Raw genomic sequence first — 19,951 nt, forward strand, 5'->3', positions numbered from 1 at the left:
ACTCGTGCCCATTAGTTATTATGGTCCGTTGGTCAAGGGGTTAAGACACCGCCTTTTCACGGCGGTAACACGGGTTCGAATCCCGTACGGACTATTTATTTTTAAAGTTGCTTTGGCAACTTTTTTTGTGTTTAAAATTCACTTTATCTGGCTATAGCTATTGATATGTGGTGATATGAGAATCGTTGGATAAGTCGCTTTACTATAGCTGGTTTATAGAGGATATGGGTTATACAAGTAGGTGATTTTAGACTGAATGAGTCTATTTATAAAATGGAAATCGTTAATCCGGGGTCGCTAGATAAGTATTAGAGTGGCTTAAGTAAGAGTATCTACTGAGGTTCTAATAAGATTGGAGCAAATATTTAAGAAGAACCTAGGGAATCTTCTTCTATTCTAGTGATGCCAAATTGTTATCTAGGTTGACAGAAAGAGGGTATCATTATCAGACCATTGAAAAGGCACATAGTCAGATTGAGGTGAGGGATTACTGGGTTTTTCATGGTGTGAAATGGTTGAGCCAACGCCACCCAAAATAGTAGAACCTTCGTGGGACTGCCATGGCCAAAAATAGCATTGATAAAGATAAGATTATCACAGAGGAAGTACGTTACTTTATCCTTGGTTTCAAGGGCGATGTGCAGACTTTTTCTCAGGTTGTTCGCGGTCATTGGTCGGTTTAGAGTCCATATTGGTTGCTCGATGTGGTTTACCGAGATGTTAAGAGCCAAATCCTAAACAAACGAGTGGTCTTCAATTCGAATGCCATACGTAAAAACTATTTTTATCTCATACAAATGAGGGCTTTTTCTAGGAAAAAGCTGAGTTACCGCCATAAACAACGCTATATCTTTGTTCATTTTGTGGGCTATCTTCCATAATTATTTTGAAAACGGGGGTGAGATATCAGAGTATAAAAGTAAATACTAGGTTTAAATGATTGCCTTCATGCTCAAAAGGAGAGATGAAAGTTTTCATGCGTACGGCGTAGTCTATAAAGGGCAAATCTTGTAAAAATGTATAAATTATGGTAGAATAGGTCGATTAGATTTTCGAAAGGAAACAAGATGGCAAATATGATACGCACACTTATCGATAATGATAAGGGAGAATTGCGGAAATTAGATAGATTAGCAAAAAAAGTGGAAAGCTATGAAGCTGAAATGGAAGCTTTGACAGATGAAGAGCTTCAGGCGAAAACGCCGGAATTTAAGGCTCGTTATCAGGCTGGTGAAAGTTTAGATGATTTATTGCCTGAGGCGTTTGCGGTTGTCCGTGAGGGGGCAAAAAGGGTATTGGGCCTCTTTCCTTATCATGTACAAATTATGGGTGGTATTGTTCTCCACCATGGAGATGTTCCAGAAATGCGTACGGGTGAAGGGAAGACGCTGACTGCAACCATGCCTGTGTATCTCAATGCCCTAGCAGGTGAAGGGGTTCATGTTGTAACAGTCAATGAGTATCTTTCAGAACGTGACGCTACAGAAATGGGTGAGCTCTATAGTTGGTTGGGGTTGTCTGTTGGTATTAACCAAGCCGCTAAATCACCTGCAGAAAAGCGAGAAGCCTATCAGTGTGACATTACTTACACGACTAACTCAGAGGTAGGCTTTGATTACCTTCGTGATAATATGGTCACTCGTAAAGAAGCGATGGTTCAACGTCCATTGAGCTATGCTTTGGTTGATGAAGTAGACTCAGTCTTGATTGATGAAGCACGGACGCCATTGATTATTTCAGGAGCACAGAGTACAGAAATTAGTAAACTTTATGATTTAGCTGATCATTGTGTCAAAGGGTTACAAGAAGGGGACTATATCATCGATATCCCGACAAAGACAATTGGTCTTTCTGATTCAGGGATTGATAAGGTTGAGCGTTACTTTAAACTTGACAACCTCTACGATTTAGAAAACGTGGCTTTGACGCACTTCATCGATAATGCTTTGCGTGCCAACTACATCATGACGCTTGATATTGACTATGTGGTCAGTCCTGAACAAGAGATTTTGATTGTTGACCAATTTACAGGTCGGACCATGGAAGGTCGTCGATTCTCAGACGGTCTTCACCAAGCGATTGAAGCAAAAGAGCATGTTCCGATTCAAGATGAGTCAAAAACAAATGCTAGCATCACCTATCAAAACTTCTTCCGCATGTATAAGAAGTTATCAGGGATGACCGGGACTGGTAAAACCGAGGAAGAGGAATTCCGTGAGATTTACAATATGCGCATCATTCCAATCCCGACTAACCGGCCAATTCAGCGTATTGACCACTCGGATCTCCTATATCCAACACTGCGCGCTAAATTTAAGGCTGTTGTTGCAGATGTGAAGGCTCGTCATGAAAAAGGCCAACCAGTCCTTGTCGGAACGGTAGCAGTTGATACCTCTGATTTGATTTCAAAATTGTTGGTGGAAGCAGGAGTTCCTCACGAGGTGCTTAATGCTAAAAACCACGCCAAGGAAGCTCAAATTATCATGAATGCAGGACAGCGTGGCGCGGTTACAATCGCTACTAACATGGCTGGTCGTGGTACAGATATTAAGCTTGGTGAAGGTGTCCGTGAGTTAGGTGGGCTTTGCGTTATTGGTACGGAGCGTCATGAGAGCCGTCGTATTGATAACCAGCTTCGAGGACGTGCAGGACGTCAGGGTGACCCTGGGGAGTCCCAATTCTACTTGTCTTTTGAAGATGATTTGATGCGTCGTTTTGGATCTGACCGCATTAAAGCTCTCTTTGAGCGGATGCGTTTGGACGAAGATGACACGGTTATCGAGTCTAAAATGTTGACTCGTCAGGTAGAGTCTGCTCAAAAACGTGTTGAGGGGAACAACTATGATACGCGGAAACAGGTTCTTCAATATGATGATGTTATGCGTGAACAGCGTGAGATTATCTACGCAGAACGGTACGATGTTATCACAGCCGAAAGAGATCTTGGTCCAGAAATCAAAGCCATGATTAAGCGTACAATCGACCGCACAGTAGATGCTCACTCGCGTGTTTCAAATCGCCAAGAAGCGTTAGAAGCTATTTTGAATTTTGCTCAGATGAGTCTTTTGCCAGAGGAAGATATTTCTCTTGAAGACTTAGAAGGCCAAAAGGATAATGCAATAAAAGCTTTGCTCTTTGAAAAAGCCGAGTCTCATTATGATAATCAGATTAGTAAGTTGAAAGATGAGGCGGCGGTTCAAGAGTTCCAAAAAGTGCTTATTCTTATGGTGGTTGATAATCACTGGACAGAGCATATGAATGCCTTAGATCAGTTACGTAGCGCCGTAGGTCTGCGTGGTTATGCGCAAAACAATCCAATTGTTGAATACCAATCTGAAGGCTTTAAGATGTTCCAAGACATGATTGGATCTATTGAATTTGATGTAACGCGGACAATGATGAAAGCACAGATTCATGAGCAAAAACGTGAAGAAACTCCAGCGATGGCTCACACAACAGCAACAGCCAATATTGCTGCTAAGAGCCCGGGTGAGGAATCATCAGAATCAGCTGTCGATTTTTCAAACGTAGAACGTAATGATAAATGCCCGTGTGGTTCAGGAAAGAAATTTAAAAACTGTCATGCACGGATGTCATAAAAGGCCCTTTGTGGCCTTTTATTGTGCCATTTTAGAGATATGACAAAATTTTCTGAATAATCACTTGGAAAAGCTTCGGGGTCGTGATATAATAGAAATAATTTTTATACAAAGATAGAGGAAATCATATGTCATTTAAAGCGACTAGTGAAAAGATTAATTTAGAAGAAGTTAAAAGTGCCACGCGTTTGACCGGAGAGGTTCTAGCTAACAAAGAACAAAGAGATCGAGAATTAGAAGCCATTATGCGTGGTGAGGACAAGAGAGTTCTCTTGGTTATTGGACCTTGTTCGTCAGATAATGAAGAGGCTGTACTGGAGTACGCCAATCGCTTGGCTACACTCCAAGAGGAAGTCAAGGATCGTGTTTTTATGGTGATGCGTGTTTATACAGCTAAACCACGTACTAATGGTGATGGCTATAAAGGTCTTGTTCATCAACCAGATGCTAAAGGAGCTCCGAGCCTTATTAATGGTATCAAAGCTGTGCGTAATCTTCACTATCGAGTGATTACGGAAACGGGATTGACCACAGCAGATGAGATGCTCTATCCTGAAAACTTGTCATTAGTCGATGATTTGGTCTCTTATATTGCCATTGGTGCGCGTTCTGTTGAGAACCAGCAGCACCGCTTTGTAGCATCAGGGATTGATGTACCGACCGGGATGAAAAATCCAACTTCAGGCAATTTAAATATTATGTTTAATGCTATGTATGCGGCACAAGCAGAGCAAAATTTCCTGTTTAATGGGGAAGAAGTTCATACAAGTGGTAATCCACTTGCCCATGCTATCTTACGCGGTGCGGTAAACGAATATGGCAAATATATGCCAAACTACTATTACGACAATCTTCTGGACACTATTGAGACTTATGAGAAGATGCAATTGGAAAATCCATTTATCATGATTGATACCAATCATGATAATTCAGGCAAGAACTACCTGGAGCAAATTCGTATTGTCCGTCAAACCCTAATCAACCGTGATTGGAATGAAAAGATAAACAAATATGTTCGTGGTTTTATGATTGAATCATATTTGGAAGATGGTCGCCAGAATGAGCCTGAAGTCTTTGGAAAATCAATCACAGACCCATGTCTTGGATGGGATAATACAGAACTATTAATTCGTGAACTCTACAATTCATTAGGTAAATAATATGGCAATTAGACAAAAAAGTGAAACACTCCAAATTTCAGAAGTTAAAGAACTTTCTAAATTAACAGGCGCAGCTTTAGCTACAAAAGAAGCACGCGATAAAGAACTAGCAGCTATCATCAAAGGTGAAGACGATCGTGTTCTCCTAGTGATTGGACCGTGTTCGTCAGATAATGAAGAGGCGGTTTTAGAATACGCTAATCGTTTATCAAAACTTCAGGAAGAAGTCAAAGATCGTATTTTTATGGTGATGCGTGTCTATACAGCTAAGCCTCGAACAAATGGCGATGGCTACAAAGGCCTGATGCATCAACCAGATACATCTAAACTACCAGATTTGATCAATGGTATCGCTGCTGTTCGTAACCTCCATTACCGTGTGATTACAGAAACTGGTCTAACAACAGCAGACGAAATGCTCTATCCATCGAATTTACCACTAGTCGATGATTTGGTCTCCTATCATGCTATTGGAGCACGTTCGGTTGAAGACCAAGAACATCGCTTTGTTGCTTCAGGTATTGATGTGCCAACTGGAATGAAGAATCCGACCTCAGGCAATCTCAACGTGATGTTTAATGGTATCTATGCTGCTCAGTCTCCTCAAAATTTCATTTACCATAATGCAGAGGTCGAGACGGACGGAAATCCGTTAGCCCATGCCATTTTGCGTGGTGCGACCAATGAATACGGTGAAAATGAACCAAACTACTACTACGATATCCTACTTAAGGCTATTGGACAGTATGAAAAAATGGGCCTAAAAAATCCATTTATTGTTTTGGATACGAATCACGACAATTCAGGTAAAAATTACCTTGAGCAGATGCGTATCGTTCGTCAAACGTTGATTAATCGTGACTGGAATGATAAGATTAACAAATATGTGCGTGGTTTTATGATTGAGTCTTACTTGGAAGATGGACGTCAGGATCAACCAGAGGTCTTTGGAAAATCAATCACAGATCCATGTCTAGGTTGGGAAAAGACGGAAAAGATGATTCGTGAAATCTACACAACGCTTGGTCATGATTCTTTTGAAGACATTCTAAAAAAATAAGCTTACTAAAAATATGGTATAATAAAAAGAGTTAGTTGTGCTAACTCTTTTTATATTAAAGTAGCAAGAGTAACGTTATTGAGGTAATCATGATACTAGGACATGGCATAGATTTGCAAGACATTTCAGCAATCAAAAGAGCTTTTGAAAAGCGCCAACGTTTTGCGGATAAATTATTGACAGAGGCCGAAAAAGAACTGTTTCAAACTTTCTCAGGAGAGCGCCGTTATCAATTTTTAGCAGGTCGTTGGGCTGCAAAAGAAGCTTTTGCTAAAGCTTTAGGAACAGGACTTGTCGGTCTTTCGTTTCAGGATATTGAAATTTTAGCTGATGATAAGGGAGCGCCAAAGGTCACCCGCTCTCCTTTTGAGGGGAAGATTCATTTATCCATTTCTCATAGCGGAGCCTTTGTACAAGCTAGTGTTATTTTAGAAAGCGTGGAGGAGTAAGATGGTTTCAAGCATTCATCGTCCAACCCAAGCAATAGTTGATTTATCAGCTCTTAGTGACAACATCCAGATGATTCAACAACATTTACCTAAGGCAACTCAGACCTATGCTGTTGTAAAGGCCAATGCCTATGGACATGGTGCTGTTCGAGTGGCTCAACATATTCAAAATCAAGTCCATGGGTTTTGTGTCTCAAATCTTGATGAGGGCCTGGAGTTACGAGCGGCAGGAATTGAACAGCCGATTTTAGTCTTGGGAGTACTGATGCCAGAAGAGATACCCATGGCTATTGCATATAACATAACGATTACAGTAGCCAGCTTAGAGTGGATTGGAGCGGCTGATTCCTATAGCTTAGACGGATTATGTGTTCACCTTAAAGTTGATACAGGAATGGGACGGATTGGTTTTGGTCAGGCTATGGAAACGCAAAAAGCTTTGGAGTCTTTAAAATCTAAGGGAGCTATTGTTGAGGGGATTTTTACCCATTTTGCCACTGCGGATGAAAAAGATGATACTTATTTCTTAAAGCAATTAGAGAATTTCAAAGCCCATTTAGCTCACTTAGATGAATTGCCTCCCATCATCCATGCCAGTAATTCAGCAACAAGTCTTTGGCACTCAGAAGGGATTTTTAACGCGGTAAGATTAGGTATTGCCATGTATGGACTGAATCCGAGTGGACAAGAATTATCGCTACCTTATCCTCTTAAACCGACACTGTGTTTAAGGACAGAGATTGTCCATGTTAAACAATTGCAGGCTGGGGAAAAAATTGGTTATGGAGCGACTTACGAGACTTCTACTTCAGAAATTATTGCGACATTACCAATTGGTTATGCGGATGGCTGGACCAGAGACATGCAACATTTTAAGGTATTGGTAGAAGGACACTTCTGTCCCATTGTTGGTCGAGTTTCTATGGACCAAATAACCATCAGGATGCCTAGAAGTTATCCTTTGGGAACAGAGGTGACCTTGATTGGTGAAAATGAGTCAAAAACCATTACAGTCACAGATATTGCGCAACATCGTGGCACTATTAATTATGAAGTGTTGTGTTTATTAAGCGAACGTATTCCGAGAACATATAGTTAAAAACTATATCAAATCCCTGTTTTTAACAATTTGAAATCTATAACTTTATGTGGCATAATATCTTCATACCCAAAAAATAAAAGATAAAGGTGATATATTATGACATTGAAAAAAACTTTAGGACTTACAGCAACACTTGCAGCAGCAACACTTCTAACAGCATGTGCACCAGGTAGCAATTCATCTGCGGATAAGGCAGATACAAAAACACTCACAGTTGGTATCATGACTTTGTCTGATTCAACAGAACCACTTTGGGATAAAGTGAGCGAATTAACTGCTAAAGAAGGTGTAACTTTAAAATTCGTTGAATTTACAGATTATAGCCAACCAAACCAAGCGACAGCTAATGGTGAAACAGATGTTAATGCTTTCCAGCATTACAATTTCTTGAATAACTGGAACACTGAAAATAATGGTGACCTTGTTGCAGCAGCCGATACGCTTCTTAGTCCGATTCGTATCTTCTCAGGTATTGAAAATGGCAAAGCTAAATACACGGATGTCGCAGATATTCCAGAAGGTGGTGTGATTTCAGTTCCAAATGACCCAACAAATGAGAGCCGTGCCCTTTATCTTCTTGAGGCGGCAGGCTTGATTAAGCTTGATGTTTCAGGTGAAGAGTTGGCAACTATTACAAACATTAAAGAAAATCCTAAAAATCTGGACATCAAAGAACTTGATGCAGCTCAAACAGCTTCTACTTTGACATCAGTTGATGCAGCAGTTATCAATAATAACTACGCTATTCAAGGGAATGTTGACTACAAAACGACACTCTTTAAAGAAGCCGTTGATGAAAACTCAAAACAATGGGTAAACGTGATTGCAGCTCAAAAAGACTGGGAAAAATCAGACAAGGCTGACGCTATCAAAGTTTTGATCAAAGCTTACCAAACGGATGAGGTTGCAAAAGTACTTTACGACGCTTCAAATGGTACAGATGTTCCAGCTTGGGAAGGCGCACCAACATTTGAATAATCAAAAATGAATATGGGCGTGTGAGAACACGCCATATTTGTTTTATCTGTGAAAGGAGCTATCATGACAAAGGAAATAGAACACCTTCAGTTGGAGAAGTTTTATCAGGATAATATCGCTCAACATTATTTTGAAGTCTTAAAAGATCTGATTGCTACAAGGGGAATTTATGCTCAAAATGTGGGTCTGCCACAAGTAGCCGAGAAATTAGTTAGGGTTTTCAAGGAAGCGGGAGCGGATGTCATCCTAGACGATAGCTATGCTGCGCCTTTTGTTATGGCAACTTTTAGAAGTTCAAGAGCAGATGCAAAGACCTTGATTTTTTACAATCATTACGATACCGTGCCAGCGGATGCTGATCAGCCTTGGACCAGTGATCCCTTTACGCTGACCGTAAGAGATGGTTTTATGTATGGTCGAGGGGTTGATGATGACAAGGGGCATATTACAGCTAGGTTAACAGCGGTGCAAAAAGCAAAAGCCAGTCTTTCAGATTTGCCAGTCAATATTGTTTTTATCATAGAAGGAGCAGAAGAATCTGCTTCTGTCGACTTAGAAAGATACCTTGAAAAATACGCAACGGTGTTGAGAGGGGCGGACCTACTGGTATGGGAACAGGGAATTTTCAATGCCAAAGGGCAAATGGAGATTTCCGGTGGAACCAAAGGCATCGTCACTTTCGATGCTCAGGTTAAAAGTGCTGACTTAGATATCCATTCTAAATTTGGTGGGAATATCGATACGGCAGCCTGGTACTTGATTAATGCTCTCTCCAGTTTGCGCGGGGAAGCGGGGCAGATTTTGGTTGATGGCATCTATGATGACCTTATTCCACCGACAGAGAGAGAACTGGAGTTGGTAAGGCAGTATGCCTATTTGTCAGAAGAGTCTTTGACAGAACTCTATGGGTTAACATTGCCGTTTTTGAGTCAGGATAGGGAGCAACTATTAGAGACGCTATTTTTCAAACCATCGTTAACGATTCAAGGGATTACAGCTGGTTATCAAGGTCAAGGGGTTAAGACTATTTTACCGAGTAATGCCTCTGCCAAGCTTGAGGTACGCTTGGTACCTGGAATGAAGCCGCTAGATGTTCTTGAGAAAGTTCGTCGTCAGTTATTAAAAAATGGTTTTGAGCAGCTGGAATTGACTTTCACTCTTGGTGAAGAAGGTTATCGTAGCGACATGTCTGCGCCAGCCATTCTCAAGGTTATAGATATTGCAAAACAATTATGGCCTAAAGGCGTAGCGGTGTTGCCAACTACTGCTGGAACAGGGCCTATGCACCAGGTTTATGAGGCGTTGAAGGTGCCAATCGCTGCCTTTGGGATTGGTAATCCCAATAGTCGTGATCATGCAGATGATGAGAATGTCAATCTAGCGGATTACTATACCCATATAGAAATGATTGAGGAGTTAATAAAATCTTATGAGTAAGCCTATTATTCAACTGGAAAATATTGATATTACTTTCCATCAGAAAAAGCGAATCATTGAAGCGGTTAAGGACGTATCCGTTTCGATTGATAAGGGACAAATTTATGGTATTGTTGGTTACTCTGGCGCAGGAAAATCAACCCTTGTCCGTGTGATTAATCTTTTGCAAGTGCCAACAGCGGGTAAAATCACTGTTGCTGGTGATGTGACCTTTGCTGAAGGACGGGTTCAGCTATCGCCTGCACAATTGCGTCAAAAACGTCAAAAAATTGGAATGATTTTTCAGCATTTCAATTTAATGGCACAGAAAACAGCGCGTCAAAATGTTGCCTTTGCTCTACGTCATTCTTCTTTAACAAAGGCAGAGCGTGCTGCTAAGGTCGAAGAGCTTCTGACTTTAGTCGGATTAGCAGAGCGTGCAGATAATTATCCTGCACAATTGTCTGGTGGTCAAAAACAACGTGTAGCGATTGCGCGTGCCTTAGCAAATGATCCTGAAATTTTGATTTCAGATGAATCAACATCAGCACTAGATCCTAAAACCACAAAGCAAATTTTGGCACTTTTGCAAGATTTGAACAAGAAGTTGGGCTTGACGGTGGTTATGATCACTCATGAAATGCAAATTGTCAAGGATATTTGCCACCGTGTGGCTGTTATGCAAGATGGTCATCTGATTGAGGAAGGTTCAGTTTTAGAAATCTTCTCAGATCCAAAAGAAGCGTTAACACAAGAATTTATCACGACTGCTACAGGTATTGATGAAGCAATGGCTAAGATTGAAAAACAAGATATCGTTCAAGACTTAGCACCAAATAGCTTACTTGCCCAGCTCAATTACGCTGGACATGCGACGGATGAGCCAATTTTGAATGACATTTACAAGAGATTCGGGGTAACAGCTAATATTTTATATGGCAATATTGAGATTTTAGATGACACTCCAGTGGGTGAGCTGATTGTGGTTCTTTCTGGGGAAAAGGCAGAGCTAATTGCGGCACAAGAAGCGATTGTGGCAGCAGGTGTAGGATTCAAAGTACTTAAAGGAGGTGCCTAATGGCAGAATGGATTCAAACAAATCTTCCTAATGTGTATAAAATTGGACTTTGGGGAGATACAGGTTGGCTAGCCGCTATCTATGCCACCTTTTACATGACGATCTGGAGCTTTTTAATTGGAGGTACTCTAGGCCTCTTGACGGGTCTTTTTCTCGTTTTGACAGGTCCAGAAGGTGTCTTGGAAAATCGATTTGTGTTTCATATTTTGGATAAAATCACTTCCATTTTCCGTGCCATTCCTTTTATTATTTTGATTTTTATCTTGGCTCCTGTGACGCACATTCTTGTCAATACTAATCTAGGAGCTACCGCGGCGATTGTCCCACTTTCAGTCGCGACATACGCTTTCTTTACCCGTCAAGTTCAAGTCGTCTTGGCAGAGGTTGATCGTGGCGTGATTGAAGCTGCTCAGGCTTCAGGAGCGACAGCTTTTGATTTGATTAAGGTTTACTTGACAGAGGGTCTCCCAGATATTATCCGTGTGTCGACTGTTACCTTAATATCACTTGTTGGAGAAACTGCAATGGCAGGAGCTATTGGTGCTGGTGGTATCGGTAATGTTGCACAGTCTTATGGCTACCAACGCTTTAATCATGATGTGACATGGGTAGCGACTTTAATTATTCTATTAATGATTTTTGGTATCCAATTGTTAGGAGATTGGCTAACGCGAAAAATTAGCCACCGTTAATAATCGTAAAACGCTAGAACCCTCAGGTCTAGCGTTTTGTGTTATAAGTATTTTTCAATCACAGTAGCGATTTTATCTGGAGTGGTAGTCGGTGCAAAGCGCTTGATGACTTGTCCTTCTCGGTTAATTAAAAACTTTGTGAAGTTCCATTCGATGACTTTTCCGAAAGCCCCTTTTTGTTCTTCTTTCATCCATTGATAGAGGGGATGAGCATTTTTGCCATTGACCTCAATTTTAGCAAACCGTGGAAAAGTGGTCTGATAATGCAGTGTGCAGAAAGTATTAATATCATCAGCTGTTCCTGATGCTTGCTGCTTGAACTGGTTGCAAGGGAAATCAAGGACTTCGAAACCCTGGTCGTGATAGGCATCGTAGAGAGCTTGTAAGCCTTGGTATTGAGGGGTCAAGCCACACCCTGTCGCTGTGTTGACCACTAAGAGCACTTTTCCAAAAAAATCACTGAGCTGACATAAGCTACCATCTTGATTTTCGACGGAAAAATCATAGATATTAGCCATGAGAGAGCTCCTCGCTATAAGCAATAATTTGGTCAACCGTATCATTTAAGAATTGGATGGTATCCCGTAGCGGTTTGTCGGTTGAAATGTCGGCACCGATAATGAGAGCGGAATCAAGCGGTGTTTTGCTACCACCAGATTTGAGGAAATCAATCCACTGTTGACTGCCTTCAGGATTCTTTTTGATATTGAGGTAACCAGCTGTTGAGATAACTAAACCAGCTGAGTAGGTGTAGCTGTAGAGCCCCATATAGTAGTGTGCTTGACGCATCCAAGTTAGCGCAGCATCATCGTCGATATCAATAGCATCGCCCCAGAATTTCCTTAGAACACCTTTCATGATGCTGTTGAGTTTTTCAGCGCCAAAGGTACCACCATTTTCAATCAAGGTATAGACCTCACGCTGGAAGGCAGCTTCAAGCAAGTGAGTGATGAAATTATGGAAGTAGGTGTCCGTCAATCGATGTGCCAGAGCGAAGCGTTTCTGACGTGGTGAGTCAAATTGATGCTCTAGGTAATCGCTTAGCAACAGCTCGTTCAAGGTGGAAGGTGCCTCTACAAAGTAAGTGGACATGTGAGCGTTATAGTAGCTTTGAGCATTGTCTGAAAAGATAAATTGGCCAGAATGTCCGATTTCATGGATAAGGGTGTAGACATCCGACATTCGTCCTGTCCAGCTCATGAGAACATAAGGATGTACACGATAAGGATCCGCAGCGTAGCCACCAGAATCTTTGTTTTCGTTAGCAGCAAAGTCAACCCAACGTTCTGCTTGATAGCGAGCGACCTCCTGACAGTATTCTTGACCGAGTGGTGCAACTGACTTCATCACCAAATCATAAGCGTCATCGATAGAGACTTCAGGATTGAGCTCGTTGTCAATGTCCAATTTCCAATCGGCAAAGGTCATTTTATCCAGTCCGTTGACTTTAGCGACGTGTTTGAGGTATTTCTGAGCGACAGGGCCAAATTCAGTCATAATCAGGTCAATCTGGCGATCGAACATCGAGCGATCAACCTCTTGCTCATCTAGGAGATAGTCAAAAACAGAGTCGTAGCCACGCATGTCAGCAATCAATTTTTCAGACTTAACCTTGGCTAAATAAGCGGCAGCAGCAGCGTTTTGATGCAGACGTAGGCCTTTTGAAAAGGAACGGAAAGCCTTTTCGCGAATGTCAGCATTTTCATGATTTTGGTAAAAGTTTTCGTAGGTGACAAAGCTATTTTTGTAGACTTTACCGTCAATTTCAAAGTCTTCCATGGAAAAATCGCCAGCCCGCATTTTCGTGTAAATATCATAAGGGGATCCAAAAGCATCACGGAGATTGGTCAAGGCTTTCTCAACTTCATGAGCCAGTAAATGAGCCTTTTGTCGTTTTGCCTGACGAATAGCAGCGCTAAAATCAGGATTTTGTTCTAATTCGTCTAAAATAGCGTCGTCAGCTTGTGCCAAGGCTGTTTCAAAAAAGCTGAGCATGACACCGATTTTAGTCATGAAATCATCGCCAGATGCTGCGATTTCAGCAAATTCTTCATTACTGAAGTCGGTTGTCTGAGGCATAAAGGCGTAGTTTCCGATATGACTTTCTTGGATGTAAATCTGCTCAAGCTCATATAGGGCTCTTGTAAAGTCTTCGGTGGTTTTTAACTTGCCTTCATAATTAGCCTGAAAGCTTCGGGCATCTGCTAAGGCTTTTTCCATGGCTAATAGAAAATCTTCACGATCTTTGTAAAGGGCTGTTAAATCCCAGAGTTCATTTTCTGGGAAGCTGGCACGTGGTTTGAGTTCCATAGGTGTCTCCGTTTCTGAATGTATTTCTTTAAGTATAGCAAAAAAAGGTTACTTTGTCGGAATTTTGAAAAACTCTATAGAAAAAGCGAATAAAATAGTTCAAAATTGTTTTTTTAGTGTTTTTTCCTTCACAAAAATAGTACAATAGGAGGAAATTAATAAGGAGATAGACATGGAGAAATTAGAAGCGACTGGTGACAGTCAGGTTATCAAAGAAGAAGTAGCTATCTTGACAGATTTGTTGAAAGAAGCTGTTATTGGTTATTCTGGACAAGAAACCTTTAATCTTATTGACCGTCTGACAAGATTATCAAAGGACGGCTCTTACCAATTATTAGAACAAGAAATTGCTAATATCTCTTCCTCGGATATGGTGGTCATTTCAAGATACTTTGCCATCTTACCTCTATTAATCAATATTTCTGAAGATGTGGATTTGGCCTATGAAGTGAATTATCAAAACAATAGTGGTCAGGATTACCTCGGTAAACTATCAACAGCCATCGATCAGGTGTCTAAAAGCACACAGGCACAAGCAGTTTTACAAAATGCGACTGTAGTCCCTGTTTTGACAGCCCACCCAACACAGGTACAGCGCAAGACCATGCTAGGCCTTACCAAAACCATTCATGAATTGCTCCGTAGGTATAGAGACGTGAAACTGGGGCTCCTCAATCAAGACAAGTGGAGGGCAGAACTAAGTCGTCAGATTGATCTCATGATGCAGTCCGATATTATCCGTGAGAAGAAGCTCAAGGTTAAAAATGAAATCACCAATGTTACAGAGTATTATAAGAGTTCTCTTATCCCTGCAATCACTAATCTAACAGCAAAATATCACCGTTTAGCGTCTGAAAAAGGCATTGTACTAGATAAGGCGCGTCCAATTACTATGGGCATGTGGATTGGTGGAGATAGGGATGGCAATCCCTTTGTAACAGCAGAAACCCTAAGATTGTCAGCAGAAACTCAGGCTGATGTCATCCTTTCTTACTATTTAGAAAAAATAGCTGAGCTGTATGATAGTTATGCTATGTCGATTAGTCTGGTAGATGTATCAGATGAGGTTAGGAGAATGGCGGAGCTGTCTTCAGACCATTCTGTTTTTCGTGAAAAAGAGCTGTATCGCAAGGCACTACACTTTATCAGTGAGAAATTAAGTCATACCAGAAGTTTTCTGGTAGAGGGGAAATTGTTGACTCCTCGCTATGAAACAGCTACTGATTTTGAAAAAGATTTGCTCTTGATCAAAGATTCACTGGTGAATCACAAGGGAGAACGGCTGGTATCTGGGGTCTTGTCAGAATTGATAGAGGCGATTAACGTTTTTGGTTTTCATTTGGCAAGTATTGACCTACGTCAGGATTCGTCAGTGCAAGAAGCCTGTGTGGCAGAGCTATTGAAATCAGCTAATATCGAAAGTGATTACAGCAGTCTGTCAGAGGAGGCTAAGTCAGCCTTATTGATGAAAGTATTGACAGAAGATCCACGGATTCTTTCAGCTACGCATGTCAAAAAATCAGAGTTGCTTGAAAAAGAGTTAGCTATTTACCAAACTGCGCGTGAACTCAAGGACATGCTAGGTGAGGATGTCATCAAGCAACACATTATTTCGCACACAGAAACGGTATCTGATTTGCTTGAGCTAGCTATTATGCTAAAAGAGGTCGGTCTGGTGGACCATCAAAAGGCGCGTGTGCAGGTTGTCCCTCTCTTTGAAACCATCGAAGATTTAGCTAAAGCAGGTCAGACCATGTCAAGCTACTTGTCGATTGACTTGGTGCAAAAATGGATTGCAAGTAAAAATAATTACCAGGAAATTATGCTGGGTTACTCCGATTCTAACAAAGATGGGGGCTATCTCTCTTCTGGTTGGACACTCTATAAAGCCCAAAATGAACTGACTCAAATCGGAGCTGAAAAAGGGGTGAAAATCACTTTTTTCCATGGCCGTGGTGGAACAGTTGGTCGTGGCGGAGGCCCTTCTTACGATGCCATTACCTCTCAACCTTTCGGTACCATAAAAGATTGTATTCGCTTGACGGAGCAAGGTGAGGTTATCGGTAATAAGTACGGCAACAAAGATGCAGCCTATTACAATTTAGAGATGCTAGTTTCTGCAACCTTGGGGCGTATGGTAACAGATCGTATTGTCGATGAAGGAAAAATTGATGGCTACCGTTCTGCCATGGAAGAGATTGTTGCAAGTAGCTACGATAGCTATCGCAATTTGGTTTTTGAACACCCACATTTTTACGATTACTTCATGACAGCGAGTCCTATCAGGGAAATTTCTAGTCTAAATATAGGCTCTAGGCCAGCTGCTCGTAAAACCATTACGGAGATATCTGGTTTGCGCGCTATTCCATGGGTCTTTTCATGGTCTCAAAACCGAATCATGCTCCCAGGATGGTATGGTGTCGGTTCGAGCTTTAAGCGTTTTATTGAGCAAGCTGACGAGAATCTAGCGCTCTTGCAAGACATGTATCAAAACTGGCCCTTCTTTAAATCTCTCCTATCAAATATAGATATGGTGCTGTCCAAGTCTAATATGAACATTGCTTTTCGATATGCACAGCTTTGTGAGGACGAAGCCGTTCGTGATGTGTTTAATATCATTTTAGATGAGTGGCAACTTACTAAGGATATGGTACTGATGATTGAGCAGCATCAGGAGTTATTGGGAGATCTACCCAATTTAAGAGCCAGTTTAGACTATCGGTTGCCCTACTTTAATGTGTTAAATTATATTCAAGTAGAGTTAATCCGTCGTCTACGTTCTAGACAGTTAAAAGAGTCAGAGGAGAAATTAATCCACATTACCATTAATGGTATTGCAACAGGGCTCAGAAATTCAGGATAATCAAAAGGATTGAACACAGTGATAAAATCTTGTGAAAAATAGTTAACAAATTTGCAAATGACAGGCAAATTTACGAATCGTTATAATGTTATAAGCCCTTGAAACCGTGTCGTTTCAGGGGCTTTGATGATAGAAATCTGTTAGAGAGACGGGGGTTTGTTTTAACATCCCCAAAAATATTGAAATATTCATCGTAAGGGTTTTTAGTGAGTATATTTCCTGTTTTAACAAAACGTTATGCCTGTTTTTCCTTATCCCTCTGTTCGCTATTTGTCTCAAAAGATGCTATAATGGGTGCATTGACAGAATGAATTTGAGGACGTGTAATGAAAATTGATAAGCGGCATTTGTTGAATTATTCGATTTTGATTCCCTATCTAGCCTTGTCTATCCTGGGATTGATCATCATCTATTCAACCACCAGCGCCAATTTAGTAGCTTCAGGGGCCAATCCCTTTGCATCAGTATTTAACCAGATGAGGTTCTGGCTCTTAAGTCTGGCGATTATCTTTTTTGTCTATCGTTTACGATTGGATTTTTTAAAGAAGCAGGGGATTTTGACCATAGCTATTTGGATTGAGATTGCCATGTTGGTCTATTCTCGCTTTTTTACAGAAACCAGAAATGGAGCTCACGGTTGGATTGCCATTACCATTTCAGGAAGAGAGCTCTTCACCTTCCAACCTGCAGAGTATCTAAAGGTTTTGATTGTCTGGTATTTGGCTTTGACCTTCTCTAAACGTCAAGAGTTAATAGAAGTTTATGATTACCAAGCCTTAACTAAGGGAACACTTTTTCCTCGTAAATTTCAAGATTGGCGAACCTATACAGCTCTAATGATTTTTTTGGTTGCCTTTCAACCAGATTTGGGAAATGCGACCATTATCATTCTAACAGGCTTAATCATGTATTCTATTAGTGGTATTGGTTACCATTGGTTCTCAGGGATTTTAGTCTTGATTACCACCTTATCAACAGCGGTTCTTAGCTTTATCTACGTGGTTGGGGTTGATACAGTAGCAAAGATTCCTGTATTTGGTTATGTTGCTAAACGTTTTAGTGCTTTCTTTAACCCGTTTGATGATGTTCAGGGAGCCGGACATCAACTTGCCAATTCCTACTATGCCATGAGTAACGGCGGCTGGTTTGGTGTGGGCTTAGGAAACTCCATCGAAAAACGGGGTTATTTACCAGAATCACAGACCGATTTTGTTTTTTCTATTGTCCTTGAAGAATTGGGCTATATAGGCGGTGCTTTGATTCTAGCTTTAGTCTTTTTCTTGATTTTACGGATATTTCTAGTTGGTATCAAGGCAAAGACTCCCTTCAATAGCATGATTGCCCTGGGTGTTGGAGGCATGATACTCGTACAAGTCTTTGTTAATATCGGTGGTATTTCTGGCATCATTCCTTCGACTGGAGTGACCTTCCCTTTCTTGTCTTTAGGTGGAAACAGCCTAATGGTTTTATCAGTTGCTATAGCGTTTGTCTTGAATATAGACGCTAGTGAAAAGCGAGAGGCCATCTATCGTGAGCTAGAAAATACGATAGTGAATTGATTGAATCTTGCAGAAAGTGGTCTGCGAGATTCTTTTCTTTTTATTGAAATATTATAAGCTCTAATGAGAATGATTAAGGAGGATAATGGTAAAGATTTCTGAAAACCGCACAAAACGCTTGCAATTCTTCGGTAATTTGATAAAATGGTAAGGTAAAGTTAGACCGTATTGCCTACTGTCTATCTATAAAATATATTTTATTGGAGGCTTTTACCAAAATGGCAAAAGAAAAATACGATCGTAGTAAACCCCACGTTAACGTTGGTACCATTGGACACGTTGACCACGGTAAAACTACTTTGACAGCAGCTATCACAACTGTATTGGCACGTCGCTTGCCTTCATCAGTTAACCAACCAAAAGACTATGCGTCTATCGATGCTGCTCCAGAAGAGCGCGAGCGCGGTATCACTATCAACACTGCACACGTTGAATACGAAACTGAAAAACGTCACTACGCTCACATCGACGCTCCAGGACACGCGGACTACGTTAAAAACATGATCACTGGTGCTGCTCAGATGGACGGAGCTATCCTTGTAGTAGCTTCTACTGACGGACCAATGCCACAAACTCGTGAGCACATCCTTCTTTCACGTCAGGTAGGTGTTAAACACCTTATCGTCTTCATGAACAAGATTGACCTTGTTGATGATGAAGAGCTTCTTGAGCTTGTTGAAATGGAAATCCGTGACCTTCTTTCAGAATACGATTTCCCAGGTGATGACCTTCCAGTTATCCAAGGTTCAGCTCTTAAAGCCCTTGAAGGTGATGAGAAGTATGAAGACATCGTTATGGAATTGATGGCGACTGTTGACTCATACATTCCAGAACCAGTTCGTGATACTGATAAACCATTGCTTCTTCCAGTCGAGGACGTATTCTCAATCACTGGTCGTGGTACAGTTGCTTCAGGACGTATCGACCGTGGTACTGTTCGTGTCAACGATGAAATCGAAATCGTTGGTATCAAAGAAGAAACTAAAAAAGCAGTTGTTACTGGTGTTGAAATGTTCCGTAAACAACTTGACGAAGGTCTTGCAGGAGACAACGTAGGTATCCTTCTTCGTGGTGTTCAACGTGACGAAATCGAGCGTGGTCAAGTTATCGCTAAACCAGGTTCAATCAACCCACACACTAAATTTAAAGGTGAGGTTTACATCCTTACTAAAGAAGAGGGTGGACGTCACACTCCATTCTTCGACAACTACCGTCCACAGTTCTACTTCCGTACAACTGACGTAACTGGTTCAATCAAATTGCCAGCAGGTACTGAAATGGTAATGCCTGGTGATAACGTAACTATCGACGTTGAATTGATCCACCCAATCGCCGTTGAACAAGGTACTACTTTCTCTATCCGTGAAGGTGGACGTACTGTTGGTTCAGGTATCGTTTCAGAAATCGAAGCTTAAGATATCTTAAGTTCCCAGAATAACAATTATTCGTCAGACAAATAATTGTAAAGCCTCAATGTAGATTGAGGCTTTTCTTTTTTTGAGCGCAAGTAGAGGTGTAGTATAACCGACAAATACAGGATTTGAAATATTTTGCAAATAGAAAAAGGCATCAAATCATCTGTTGAAAGATTGATTTGATGCCTTTTTAAAGGGCTCTATAATTTCTGTAGTGGGTAACTCCCCCTTCTGATATTATAGGGCTTTTTGACTGTATGAAAAAAGTCC

The 19,951-nt window shown here is 41.0% G+C and carries 14 protein-coding genes, 1 tRNA gene and 1 pseudogene; 14 read left to right on the plus strand and 2 right to left on the minus strand.

The genetic code is table 11. From position 1 onward, the window contains the following. Positions 1-22 precede the first annotated feature (22 nt). The 11 genes and pseudogenes from G575_RS0110010 to G575_RS0110060 all read left to right on the plus strand — a co-directional run bounded on the left by G575_RS0110010 (position 23) and on the right by G575_RS0110060 (position 11,534). A tRNA-Glu gene (locus tag G575_RS0110010) sits at positions 23-94 on the plus strand. A 466-nt stretch (positions 95-560) separates the two neighbouring features. After that, complete coding sequence (locus tag G575_RS12605; RefSeq protein ID WP_281168260.1) at positions 561-683, plus strand: hypothetical protein; 123 nt, start codon at positions 561-563, stop codon at positions 681-683. A 384-nt stretch (positions 684-1,067) separates the two neighbouring features. After that, on the plus strand, positions 1,068-3,599 hold the full coding sequence (gene secA / locus G575_RS0110020; RefSeq protein WP_027972600.1) for a preprotein translocase subunit SecA: 2,532 nt from the start codon (positions 1,068-1,070) through the stop codon (positions 3,597-3,599). 125 nt (positions 3,600-3,724) lie between these two features. Further along, a pseudogene (locus G575_RS0110025) lies at positions 3,725-4,759 on the plus strand (3-deoxy-7-phosphoheptulonate synthase); the annotation flags it as partial. A gap of 1 nt (position 4,760) precedes the next feature. Beyond that, entirely contained in the window at positions 4,761-5,819 is a 1,059-nt protein-coding gene (locus tag G575_RS0110030; protein ID WP_027972602.1) for a 3-deoxy-7-phosphoheptulonate synthase, read from the plus strand. 89 nt (positions 5,820-5,908) lie between these two features. Continuing rightward, entirely contained in the window at positions 5,909-6,268 is a 360-nt protein-coding gene (gene acpS, locus G575_RS0110035; protein ID WP_027972603.1) for a holo-ACP synthase, read from the plus strand. A gap of 1 nt (position 6,269) precedes the next feature. Next, positions 6,270-7,367: an alanine racemase gene (gene alr, locus G575_RS0110040; RefSeq protein WP_027972604.1), complete on the plus strand. Its 1,098-nt coding sequence runs from the start codon at positions 6,270-6,272 to the stop codon at positions 7,365-7,367. 99 nt (positions 7,368-7,466) lie between these two features. Then, on the plus strand, positions 7,467-8,348 hold the full coding sequence (locus G575_RS0110045; protein ID WP_027972605.1) for a MetQ/NlpA family ABC transporter substrate-binding protein: 882 nt from the start codon (positions 7,467-7,469) through the stop codon (positions 8,346-8,348). Positions 8,349-8,411: 63 nt separating this feature from the next. Then, a complete protein-coding gene (locus G575_RS0110050) occupies positions 8,412-9,785 on the plus strand; it encodes a M20/M25/M40 family metallo-hydrolase (RefSeq protein WP_027972606.1) in 1,374 nt (457 codons plus the stop codon). Beyond that, a complete protein-coding gene (locus G575_RS0110055; protein WP_027972607.1) occupies positions 9,778-10,842 on the plus strand; it encodes a methionine ABC transporter ATP-binding protein in 1,065 nt (354 codons plus the stop codon). Before G575_RS0110050 ends, G575_RS0110055 begins: the two co-directional genes overlap by 8 nt. Continuing rightward, positions 10,842-11,534 (plus strand): methionine ABC transporter permease, encoded by a 693-nt coding sequence (locus G575_RS0110060; protein WP_027972608.1) that lies wholly within the window; start codon positions 10,842-10,844, stop codon positions 11,532-11,534. The genes G575_RS0110055 and G575_RS0110060 overlap by 1 nt, the downstream gene beginning before the upstream one ends. Positions 11,535-11,575: 41 nt before the next feature. On the opposite strand, the gene G575_RS0110065 is transcribed toward G575_RS0110060, so the two are convergent. Together G575_RS0110065 and pepF are read right to left on the minus strand one after the other, a co-directional pair. Continuing rightward, a complete protein-coding gene (locus G575_RS0110065; protein ID WP_027972609.1) occupies positions 11,576-12,052 on the minus strand; it encodes a glutathione peroxidase in 477 nt (158 codons plus the stop codon). Further along, positions 12,045-13,844 (minus strand): oligoendopeptidase F, encoded by a 1,800-nt coding sequence (gene pepF / locus G575_RS0110070; protein ID WP_027972610.1) that lies wholly within the window; start codon positions 13,842-13,844, stop codon positions 12,045-12,047. Before pepF ends, G575_RS0110065 begins: the two co-directional genes overlap by 8 nt. A gap of 166 nt (positions 13,845-14,010) precedes the next feature. Here pepF and ppc point away from each other — a divergent pair, with 166 nt between their 5' ends. The 3 genes from ppc to tuf all read left to right on the plus strand — a co-directional run bounded on the left by ppc (position 14,011) and on the right by tuf (position 19,681). Then, positions 14,011-16,707 (plus strand): phosphoenolpyruvate carboxylase, encoded by a 2,697-nt coding sequence (gene ppc / locus G575_RS0110075; protein WP_027972611.1) that lies wholly within the window; start codon positions 14,011-14,013, stop codon positions 16,705-16,707. A gap of 326 nt (positions 16,708-17,033) precedes the next feature. Beyond that, positions 17,034-18,266, plus strand: a complete 1,233-nt coding sequence (gene ftsW, locus G575_RS11485) for a cell division peptidoglycan polymerase FtsW (RefSeq protein WP_051177045.1) — start codon at positions 17,034-17,036, stop codon at positions 18,264-18,266. A gap of 218 nt (positions 18,267-18,484) precedes the next feature. Continuing rightward, complete coding sequence (gene tuf / locus G575_RS0110085; RefSeq protein ID WP_027972612.1) at positions 18,485-19,681, plus strand: elongation factor Tu; 1,197 nt, start codon at positions 18,485-18,487, stop codon at positions 19,679-19,681. The last annotated feature ends 270 nt before the right edge of the window (positions 19,682-19,951 follow it).

The sequence above is a fragment of the Streptococcus plurextorum DSM 22810 genome, from assembly GCF_000423745.1.
Lineage (GTDB): Bacteria > Bacillota > Bacilli > Lactobacillales > Streptococcaceae > Streptococcus > Streptococcus plurextorum.

Excerpts from the sequence above, each read along its gene's own strand:
- G575_RS0110065 (WP_027972609.1), bottom strand. The coding sequence starts at position 12,052 with ATGGCTAATATCTATGATTTTTCCGTCGAAAATCAAGATGGTAGCTTA.
- G575_RS0110055 (WP_027972607.1), top strand. The coding sequence starts at position 9,778 with ATGAGTAAGCCTATTATTCAACTGGAAAATATTGATATTACTTTCCAT.
- acpS (WP_027972603.1), top strand. The coding sequence starts at position 5,909 with ATGATACTAGGACATGGCATAGATTTGCAAGACATTTCAGCAATCAAA.
- G575_RS0110045 (WP_027972605.1), top strand. The coding sequence starts at position 7,467 with ATGACATTGAAAAAAACTTTAGGACTTACAGCAACACTTGCAGCAGCA.
- ftsW (WP_051177045.1), top strand. The coding sequence starts at position 17,034 with ATGAAAATTGATAAGCGGCATTTGTTGAATTATTCGATTTTGATTCCC.
- secA (WP_027972600.1), top strand. The coding sequence starts at position 1,068 with ATGGCAAATATGATACGCACACTTATCGATAATGATAAGGGAGAATTG.
- tuf (WP_027972612.1), top strand. The coding sequence starts at position 18,485 with ATGGCAAAAGAAAAATACGATCGTAGTAAACCCCACGTTAACGTTGGT.
- G575_RS0110060 (WP_027972608.1), top strand. The coding sequence starts at position 10,842 with ATGGCAGAATGGATTCAAACAAATCTTCCTAATGTGTATAAAATTGGA.
- G575_RS0110050 (WP_027972606.1), top strand. The coding sequence starts at position 8,412 with ATGACAAAGGAAATAGAACACCTTCAGTTGGAGAAGTTTTATCAGGAT.
- G575_RS0110030 (WP_027972602.1), top strand. The coding sequence starts at position 4,761 with ATGGCAATTAGACAAAAAAGTGAAACACTCCAAATTTCAGAAGTTAAA.
- alr (WP_027972604.1), top strand. The coding sequence starts at position 6,270 with ATGGTTTCAAGCATTCATCGTCCAACCCAAGCAATAGTTGATTTATCA.
- G575_RS12605 (WP_281168260.1), top strand. The coding sequence starts at position 561 with ATGGCCAAAAATAGCATTGATAAAGATAAGATTATCACAGAGGAAGTA.
- pepF (WP_027972610.1), bottom strand. The coding sequence starts at position 13,844 with ATGGAACTCAAACCACGTGCCAGCTTCCCAGAAAATGAACTCTGGGAT.